6 protein-coding genes are annotated in these 9251 nt (G+C 70.8%); 2 read left to right on the forward strand and 4 right to left on the reverse strand.

The annotated features are described in order from the left end of the window. Window positions 1-34 precede the first annotated feature (34 nt). Window positions 35-1057 (reverse strand): ABC transporter permease, encoded by a 1023-nt coding sequence (locus DFR72_RS02930; RefSeq protein WP_090064157.1) that lies wholly within the window; start codon window positions 1055-1057, stop codon window positions 35-37. Further along, entirely contained in the window at window positions 1054-2574 is a 1521-nt protein-coding gene (locus tag DFR72_RS02935) for a sugar ABC transporter ATP-binding protein (RefSeq protein WP_245982460.1), read from the reverse strand. The genes DFR72_RS02930 and DFR72_RS02935 overlap by 4 nt, the downstream gene beginning before the upstream one ends. 216 nt (window positions 2575-2790) lie before the next feature. On the opposite strand from DFR72_RS02935, the gene DFR72_RS02940 reads away from it, so the two are divergent. Beyond that, window positions 2791-4059 (forward strand): hypothetical protein, encoded by a 1269-nt coding sequence (locus DFR72_RS02940; protein ID WP_090064155.1) that lies wholly within the window; start codon window positions 2791-2793, stop codon window positions 4057-4059. A gap of 181 nt (window positions 4060-4240) precedes the next feature. Here the strand turns inward: DFR72_RS02940 and DFR72_RS02945 are convergent, their stop codons facing one another. Continuing rightward, the gene (locus DFR72_RS02945; protein ID WP_090064154.1) at window positions 4241-5047 is read right to left on the reverse strand and encodes an endonuclease/exonuclease/phosphatase family protein; all 807 of its coding nucleotides are present in this window, start codon (window positions 5045-5047) and stop codon (window positions 4241-4243) included. Between the two features lie 60 nt (window positions 5048-5107). Continuing rightward, a complete protein-coding gene (locus tag DFR72_RS02950) occupies window positions 5108-6253 on the reverse strand; it encodes a beta-ketoacyl synthase N-terminal-like domain-containing protein (protein WP_425459867.1) in 1146 nt (381 codons plus the stop codon). A gap of 251 nt (window positions 6254-6504) precedes the next feature. Between DFR72_RS02950 and DFR72_RS02955 the strand changes: the two genes are divergently transcribed. After that, complete coding sequence (locus DFR72_RS02955; RefSeq protein WP_245982462.1) at window positions 6505-9210, forward strand: sensor domain-containing protein; 2706 nt, start codon at window positions 6505-6507, stop codon at window positions 9208-9210. The last annotated feature ends 41 nt before the right edge of the window (window positions 9211-9251 follow it).

The raw sequence follows: 9251 nt of genomic DNA on the forward strand, positions 1-9251 counted from the left end.
ATCTCCTCGGAGTGCGGCGGTGGTGGTCGCGGCCTCAAGCGCCGCTGCGTCGGGCGAGCCGCTGCTGGAGGAGGACGGCGACCACGATGATCGCGCCCTTCGCGACGGCCTGGGCGGAGATGGAGAGGTTGTTGAGGGTGAAGACGTTCGACAGCGTGGTGAAGATGAGGACGCCGAAGACGGTGCCGGCGATCGTGCCGCGGCCACCGGAGAGCAGCGTGCCCCCGATGACGACCGCGGCGATCGCGTCGAGTTCGTACAGACCGCCGTGGGTCGCGCTGCCGGTCGTGGTGCGGGCGATGAGCATGACGGCGGCGAGCCCGCAGCACAGGCCGAGCAGCGAGTAGAGCATCACGGTGTGGCGCCGCACGTTGATGCCGGCGAGGCGCGCCGCCTCCGGGTTGCCGCCGACGGCGAACGTCCGCCGCCCGAACGTGGTGCGGTTGAGCAGCACCCACCCGCCCACGGCGACCAGTGCGAAGATCACCACGAGCACCGGCACCCCCAGCACCGACGCGTCGAAGAACGCGGCGAAGCCCGGCACGTTCACGATCTGCGTCTTGCGGTTGGAGATGATCTCGGCGAGACCGCGGGCGGCGGCCAGGCTCGCCAGCGTCGCGATGAACGCCACGACCCGGCCGTAGGCGATGAGCGCGCCGTTGACCAGTCCGCACGCACCGCCCACCAGCAACGCGGTGAACACCATGACGATCCAGTGCGTGTCGTTCGCGATCCCCTGCGTGGCAAGGGTCGTGGCCCACACCGAGGAGAGCGCGACGATCGCGCCCACCGACAGGTCGATGCCGCCGCCGGTGATCACGAACGTCATGCCGATGCTCACGACGCCGATCACCGCCGCGAGCCGCAGGATGGTGAGCAGGTTGTCGACGTCGGCGAACCGGTCGCCGGCGGTGACCACACCGCCGACGCACAACAGGACCAGTGCGACCACGAGACCGGTGTTGCGCCCGGCCGCGGAGCCGAGCAGCGCCGAGATGCCGGACTCCTTCGCGACCGGTGTTCTCTGCTGCGTGGGCACGGCGGTGTCCTCGCTCATGCTGGCTGTCCTTCCATGACCAGGTCGAGGACCCGGGACTCGTCGATCTCGTCGGCCGGGCCGTCGTGGACCACCCGGCCCTCGCGCACCACCAGGACCCGGTCGGCCAGGCCCAGGACCTCCTCGACGTCGCTGGACACGACGACCACGGCGACACCGGAGTCGGCCAGCTGACGGACGAGCTCGTAGATCTCGCTGCGCGCGCCCACGTCCACGCCGCGGGTGGGTTCGTCCAGCAGCAGCACCCGGCACTCCCGCAGCAACCACCGCGCGAGCACGACCTTCTGCTGGTTGCCCCCGGACAGTCCGCGCACCAGGCGGTCGACGCCGGCCGGCCGGACGTCCAGCGCCTCGGTCAGCTGGCTCGAGCGGACCCGTTCGGCGCGGTCGTCCAGGAACCCGAACTTCGCGAACGACGACATCGACGAGACGGTGATGTTGCGGTACACGGCTTGGTCGAGGAGCAGGCCCTGGCTCTTGCGCTCCTCGGGGCACAACCCCATCCCCGCGCGGACGGCGGCGCCGACGCTTCCTCGTCGCAGGCGCCTGCCGTCGACCTCCACGGTGCCCTCGGCGGCCTTGCGCGCGCCGTAGACGGTCTCCAGGATCTCCGAGCGGCCGGATCCCACGAGACCCGCGAGCCCGACCACCTCACCGGCGCGGACCGTGAGGTCCACGCCGGCGAAGCGGTCGCCGTCGGCCAGTCCGCGCACCACCAGCACCTCGGGTGCGGCCGGGTCGAGAGGCGACCGCTGCGGGTACACGTTGTCCAGCACCCGCCCGGTCATCAACGAGATCAGCTCCGAGGTCTTCACCTCACGGGCGGGCAGACCCGTCGCGACCGTGCGGCCGTCCTTGAGGACGGTCACCCGGTCGCCGATCTCCCTGATCTCGGCCAGCCGGTGCGAGATGTAGATCACCGCCACCCCCTGGGCGGTGAGCTCCCTGATGACGCCGAACAGGACCCGCACCTCGTCCGGGTCCAGCACGGCCGACGGCTCGTCCATGATCAGCAGCTGCCCGTCCAACGACAGCGCCCTCGCCATGCTGACGACCTGCTGGTGCGCCACGGACAACCGGCCGACGTCGCGGTCGGGCGAGATGTCCCTGTGCCCCAGGCGATCGAGCAGCGCGCGGGTCCTGCGGCGCGCCTCCGCCCGCCGGCTGAACCCCGCCGTGGACAGTTCGTGACCGAGGAACACGTTGTCGGCCACGGACAAGCCGGCCACGAGGTCGAGCTCCTGGTAGATGGCGGCCACACCGCTGCGCATCGCGGCCGTCGGGTTGCCGAACTCCACGACCTCGCCCCGCCAGCGGATCTCGCCCTCGTCGGGGCGGTGCGCGCCGGACAGCACCTTGATCAGCGTCGACTTGCCGGCGCCGTTCTGCCCGAGCAGGCAGTGGACCTCCCCCGCGCGGACGTCGAAGTCCACACCTCCCAGTGCCGTCACACCGGGAAAGCGCTTCACCAGCCCCTGCACGGACAGCAGCGCGTTCGCACGCGCGGGCGAGCTCACCATCGAGTCCTCCGGGGGGCTCCGGCAACCGTTGTGCCAGAAGGGAATTCGGCCTTACCGAAATTGACGCTAATGAGACGTTCCGCCTGCGACAAGGTGGTCGGGGTGGCACATATCGGCCAACTTTTCCCTTGACCGGGGCATCCACATCCGGTCGCCACGTGCGGCCGAACGGACTCCTGTCGCCGGCGCCCGCCCGCTAGTAGCGTCCCGGGCATGAGACGACTGCTCAGCGTCGCGTTGTCGTTCCTCCTCGTGTCCGTCGTCGCGCAGCCCGCGGCGGCCACCGGTGGCGATCGGCCGTTGCCCGGCTACACGATCGTCAACCCGCCTCTCGCCCCGGCACTGGTCGGCGGCAAGCCGACCAGGGTCCTGCAGGGCGTGCACAGCCACGCGGGCTACGTCATCGAGGTGCCGCCGCGCTGGAACGGGCGGCTCGCGATGTGGGCGCACGGCTACCGCGGTGACGGCAAGGTCCTCACCGTCGACGCTCCGCCGTTCGGGCTCCGGCAGCGCTGGCTCGACGAGGGCTACGCGTGGGCCGCGTCCTCCTACTACAGCAACGCCTACGACGTCAGGGCCGGTGTCACGACCACCCGAGAGCTCGCGGCGTTGTTCGGCCGGAAGGTGCAGCGGCCGTCGAAGGTGTTCCTGGCCGGTGTGTCCATGGGCGGGCACGTCATCGCCCGTTCGCTGGAGCAGTACCCGGGGTTCTACGCGGGCGCGTTGCCGATGTGCGGCGTGCTGGGCGACCACGAGCTGTTCGACTACTTCCTGAGCTACCACCTCGCCGCGCAGGCGCTGACCGGCATCAGGGCCTATCCGCTGCCACCGGACTACGCGACCGTCGTCGTACCCCGGATCAGGGAAGCGCTGGCCGGTCGCGACGCCCAGTTCAAGGCCCTCGTCGCCACCCTGTCCGGCGGCGCGCGGCCCGGCACCGAGGCGGCCTACGCCTACTGGCAGGACTTCCTGTTCGGCCTCGTCACCAACTCCGCCGCCACCGGCCTCGCGGAGAACCCGCTGCAGATAGCCACGAACGTCACCACCCGCTACCGGCCGAACTCGCCGGTGGACGTGAACGCGGCCGTGCAACGGGTCCGGGCCGCCAACCCCGTCGCACGCAACACCTGGGCGCTCACCCAGATCCCTGCCGTTCAGGGCCTGCCGAGTGCTCCCGTCGTGTCGCTGCACGGCATCGGCGACCTGTTCGTGCCGTTCTCGATGGAGCAGGACTACCGCGACGACACCGCCCGCTTCGGCCGCACCCACCTGCTGGTGCAGCGCGCCATCCGCACGGTCGACCACTGCGAGTTCTCCCCCGCCGAGGCCGGGACCGCGTGGCGCGACCTGACCACGTGGGTGGACCGGGGCAAGCGGCCGGCCGGTGACGACGTGCGCCGCACGGACGACCCGCGGTTCGGCTGCCGGTTCAGCGACCGGCAGGCCACCGGCGGCACCAGGGCGTTCTTCCCCGCCTGCTGAAGTGGTGTGGCTCGGAACGTTGGCGAGCGTATTCACGCTCAGCAGGGCGCCTCGCGGCACCGCCCCCACGCCCCCATACGTCCAGTATGAGGACGTGAGCGGCGCCACGATGCACCCGTCTGACCGCGAATTCCCCCGGCAACCTTCCGAGCCACACCACTTGGTCCCGCCTGGCCAGGCCTCAGGGCTTGGTCAGGCGGACCAGGAACCCGGGGTGGTCGGTGTAGCGCATCGAGTACTTCTGCGTGCTGACGAACGCGAGGTCGTTCGAGAACACGACGTGCTGCACGCTGCCGTCGCCCTTGCGGACGTGGCCGGGCGGAACGCAGTTCTGCGCGTTCTCCGGGTCGGAGGTGTCGTACTCCAGGTTGAAGTCGCCGCCGACCACCGTCCTGCCGGTGACCCCCTCCGCCGCCCTGATCTGCGGGATCACGTCGAACAGCAGGGACCGGCACTGGGCGAGCGCGACCGGTTCGCTGGACGCCGACAGGTGGGTCGTGCAGCCCAGGTGGTGACCGATCGCGTACACGCACGCGTACGTCCGCTGCTCGTTGCCGGTGTCCTGGCTCGTGTACCTGCCGGTCCACGTCTTCACGCCCTGGTAGGCCGCGGCAGGCACGCGGCCGATCACCGCGTTGCCGTAGTCCTGGCCGTTGGTGCACTTCACCGGCGTGCCGGTGTCCTTCCTCAGCGCGGGCGCGAAGAACTGGTGGATCCGGTCGCCCGGCCAGGCCGTGACCATGGACGGCACCAGGCGGTCCGGCAGGTCGTTGCGGCAGATCTCGTTCAGCGTCACGAGGTCAGGTCGCAGGCGGACGATCAGGTCTCCGGCCTCGGGGACGGAACGGCCCTGCTGGTAGCAGCCGGCGATCCCGCTGTTGCACAGGTTCAGCTGGAGCTCCCAGAACCGTTCGGCCGCCGCGGCGTTCTGTGCGGGGACGACCATGCTGGCCAGCACCGCGAGTGCCGCCGTCATCAGCTTCCACATCAGGCCGACCGTAGGGATCACGAGGCCGTGGCGACACCAATTGCGGGAGAACGCAATGCCTCAGGCCGGTGGCGCCAGCACCACCACCGAGTTGTGGCCGCCCATGCCGAGCGACGACTTGACCGTGAGCCCGCCGCGCAACGGCGTCGGCCCGTCCAGCAGCCGCGGGTGTGCCGGTGCGACGACCGGTGATGCCGGGATCGTTCCCTTGTCGTAGGCCATCGCCGTCACCGCGACCTCGATCGCCGACGCCGCGCCCTGGCAGTGCCCGGTCAGCGGTTTCACGGAGTAGATGCCGGTGTCCGGACCGAAGAGCTGGTCCAGCACCGCCGCTTCGGCGGTGTCGCACTGCGCGGTGCCCGGGCCGTGCGCGTTCAGGTAGCGCACGTCGGCCGCGCTGACCCCGGCGTTGTCGAGCGCGTCGGTGAAGCAGGCGGTGACCTGGTCGAGCCGGGGATCGATCGACGTCACGTGGTACGCGTCGTGGGACATCGCGCCACCGAGGGTGAGGGCGTAGGGGTTGACCGCGTTTCGTGAGAGGACGAACGCCACGGACGCCTCGCCCATCACGAAGCCCCTGCTGCCCTCCTGGAACGGGCGGCACGCGTCGAGCGGCTCCGCGTCCACGATGGCCACTCCCAGCCGGACGAAGTGGGAGACGTTCTCCGGGGTGAGCGACAGATCCGTCGCGACGAACACGACGTCGTCGACGATTCCCGCGTCGAGCCACGCCTTCGCCGTGATCAGTCCGGCGTTGCCGGACGCGCACATGGCCGAGACGTTCATGGCGGGGCCGTGGAAACCGTATTCCTGCATGAACGTCGACATCGGCGTGGACGGCATCAACGCCAGGTAGTCGTGCACGGGTAACTCGCCACCGCGCGTGACGTAGAAGTCGCGCCACAGGTCGACCTCGCCCAGCACGACCGCGTGCAGCAGGCCGACCCTCCGGCCGGGACGCCAGCCGCGAGCGCCCGCGTCGTCGATCGCCTCCCTGGCGGCGGCTCGCATGGCACGGGCGAACCGGCTCGGCCCGTCGACCGGGTCACCGCCCTGCGCGACGTACGCGGCCCAGACGGTGTCGCCCGGGAACCGGTTCAGTTCCGGGACGATCGACGCGGCGGGTTTGCCGCTCATCAGTCCCTCCCAGAGCGACCGGCGGTTCCACCCGTACGCGCTGACCACGCCGATTCCACAAATGCCCATGCTTCGCGCGACCATATCCAGATCCCCCAGACTGAGGGCCGACACCTCTTCGGGAAAGGATAACGGTGTAAACCGGCTTGCGAAATGCCACCCGACCGTCCACAGTGGACTGTCAGAACCGAACCCTGATCATCGGGCGGTCCCGCCGACCGGATATAACGGCTCACCATGTTCACGCCAGGCGGATGCGGCTCTGGTCGAGTGTGTAGTAGGACTTCACAGTGCCAACACCCGGATCTGGGGGCCGAGACGTGAGCGGCCTGATCGGTGACGCCGGGTTCGACCAGGAACTGCTGGTCGAGCTCGCGCTCTCGGTCGGGGCCGCCGTCGTGTGGTGGCTGGACCTCGACGCCGGCGAGCTCGGCTGGATGCCCGGCCTCGACGCGGTCATCGGCGTGCCCGGCGCCGACGAGGACACCGTGCGCGCCCGGCTGGCCGAGCTGACGGCCCCGCTGGACGTGGCCACGAAGGCGGCGGCCTGGCAGGACTTCGAGCTGGAACAGCCCCTCGAGACCTCGATCGGCACCCGCTGGCTCCAGTTCCGCGCCCGCGTCTCGACCCACGAGTCCGCCCGCGCCCTGGTCGGCGTGGTCGCCGACGTGACCCGCCGGCACGTCCAGCAGCAGGAGCTCGCGGACCTGGCCGACCGCTACCGGCTGCTCGTGGACCTCGCCCCCGAGGCGATCGTGGTGCACGAGGCGGGCCTGCTGGTGTACGCGAACCCGGCGGCGGTCCAGTTCGTGCGGGCGCGATCGGAGTCCCAGCTGATCGGGCGCCCGATCACCGACTTCGTGCACCCGCACTCGCAGCAGGACATGATGCAGCGGATCTCGAAGCTGACCGAGCCGGGCGCGACGAGCGACCCGGCCGACGCCGTACTGGTCCGGTTCGACGGCGGCACCACCGACATCGAGTCGGTCTCGGTGCGCACGACCTGGGAGGGCCGGCCAGCGTTCCAGGTGATCATGCGGGACGTCACCGAGCAGAAGGCGGCCGCGGCGGCCCTGCGCTACCAGGCCGCCCTCGCCGCGCACGTCAGCGACGCGCTCATCGCGACCACCTCCGACGGCGTCGTGACGAGCTGGAACCGCAGTGCGGAGAACGTCTACGGCCGGCGTGCGGCCGAGGTGCTCGGGCAGTCCATCGGTCTGGTGGTGGGTGCGCCGCTGGACCCGGAGGAGGTCCTGGACGCGGGAGGCGTCGTGCACGCGGTGCACCGGCGTTCCGACGGCGGTGCCCTGGCGGTGCGGGTGTCGGTGGCCCGGATGGACGACGGCTACGTGCTGGTCTGCGCGGACGAGACGGCGCGCAGGCGGGCCGAGCACCACTTCACCTCGGTGGTCGCGGCCATCGAGGAGGGCGTGCTGGTCGTCGGCGCCACCGGTCTCGTCGAGTCCGTGAACCCGGCGGCCGAGCGGATCCTCGGCGTGCGCGCCCAGGAGGTGATCGGTCAGCCCGCGTCACTGGCCGAGCTGCACGACGAGTCCGGGCAGCCGGTCCCGCACGAGCAGTACGCGTCGGCCATCACCCGCGCCACCGGCAAGGCGCAGCACGGCCGGATCCTCCGCGCGCTGCGGCCGGACGGCACCCACGTCTGGCTGTCGCTCAGCGCCCGCGCGCTGACCCAGGACGGGATGACGCCCTCGGCGACGGTCATCTCGTTCACCGACATCACCGAACGCCGCATGATCGACAGCCAGCTGGAGCACGAGGCGACGCACGACGCGTTGACGGGCCTGTGCAACCGCACGGTGACGATCAACCGCCTCAGTCCCACCGCCAGGGCCCACCGGTCGGGTCTCACCGCGGTGCTGTTCATCGACCTGGACAAGTTCAAGGTCATCAACGACTCCCTCGGCCACAGCGCCGGTGACGAGGTGCTGCGGGTCGTCGGGTCGAGGCTGAGCCGCAGCTCCCGCCGCGGCGACGTCGTCGGCAGGCTCGGCGGTGACGAGTTCACCGTCATCGCCTACGGCGTGACCGGCCCGGACGAGGCGACCTCCCTGGCGGACCACGTCCGCGCCGAGCTGAACCGGCCGATCTTCGTGGACGGCCGCCGGCTGCACGTCGACGCGAGCGTGGGCATCGTCCTGGCCGAGCCGGGAGACCCGCGCAACGGAGCCGACCTGCTGCGCGACGCCGACCTGGCGATGTACCACGCGAAGACCAGGGGCCGCGGCCGCATCGCGTTCTTCGACGTCGAGCTGCGCGACCGCATCCAGCGCAGGCTGCAGCTGGAACAGGACCTCCGCACGGCACCGCTGAGCGACCAGCTGTGGGTCGCCTACCAGCCGATCGTCGACCTCCGCACGGATGAGCGCACCGCCGTCGAGGGCCTGCTGCGCTGGACGCACCCGCGCTACGGCCTCATCTCCCCGGCCGAGTTCATCACGCTCGCCGAGGAGAGCGACCTGATCAACATCGTGGGCGCGCACATGATGCACACCGCCACCCGCGAGATCGCCGACCTGGCACCGGGCCTGGAACTGACCGTGAACCTGTCGGCCCGTCAGCTCGACGACCCGTGGCTGGTGTCGGCGATCCGGCACGCCACCCACCAGGCGGGGCTCGACCCCAGCTCGTTGTGCCTGGAGATCACCGAGAGCGCCCTGACCCGCGACCCGGCGCTGGCCGCCCGCACCCTCGCGGCGTTGCGCGACCTGGGCGTGCGGCTGGCGATCGACGACTTCGGCACCGGCTACTCGTCCCTCGCGCAGCTGCTCACCCTGCCGCTGGACACGCTCAAGATCGACCGTTCCTTCACGACGGGGCTGGGCCGGTCCGACGAGGCGGAGGCGATCGTCACGAGCATCATCGCCATGGCGCACGCGGTCGACATGACCGTGATCGCCGAGGGGGTGGAGCAGGTGGAACAGCTGGAGATCCTGCGGACGCTCGGGTGCGACCAGGCGCAGGGTTTCCTGCTGGGCAGGCCCGTGCCGCTGGCCGACCTGTGACGGCCCGCCGGCGAAGCCAGTGGTGTGGCTCGGAAGCTCGG

Origin of the sequence: Lentzea flaviverrucosa (genome assembly GCF_003350445.1) — a bacterium.
GTDB classification, from domain to species: Bacteria; Actinomycetota; Actinomycetes; order Mycobacteriales; family Pseudonocardiaceae; genus Lentzea; species Lentzea californiensis.

Coding starts and splice junctions, on each gene's coding strand:
- DFR72_RS02930 (WP_090064157.1), bottom strand. CDS start 1,057: ATGAGCGAGGACACCGCCGTGCCCACGCAGCAGAGAACACCGGTCGCG.
- DFR72_RS02940 (WP_090064155.1), top strand. CDS start 2,791: ATGAGACGACTGCTCAGCGTCGCGTTGTCGTTCCTCCTCGTGTCCGTC.
- DFR72_RS02945 (WP_090064154.1), bottom strand. CDS start 5,047: ATGTGGAAGCTGATGACGGCGGCACTCGCGGTGCTGGCCAGCATGGTC.
- DFR72_RS02950 (WP_425459867.1), bottom strand. CDS start 6,253: ATGGGCATTTGTGGAATCGGCGTGGTCAGCGCGTACGGGTGGAACCGC.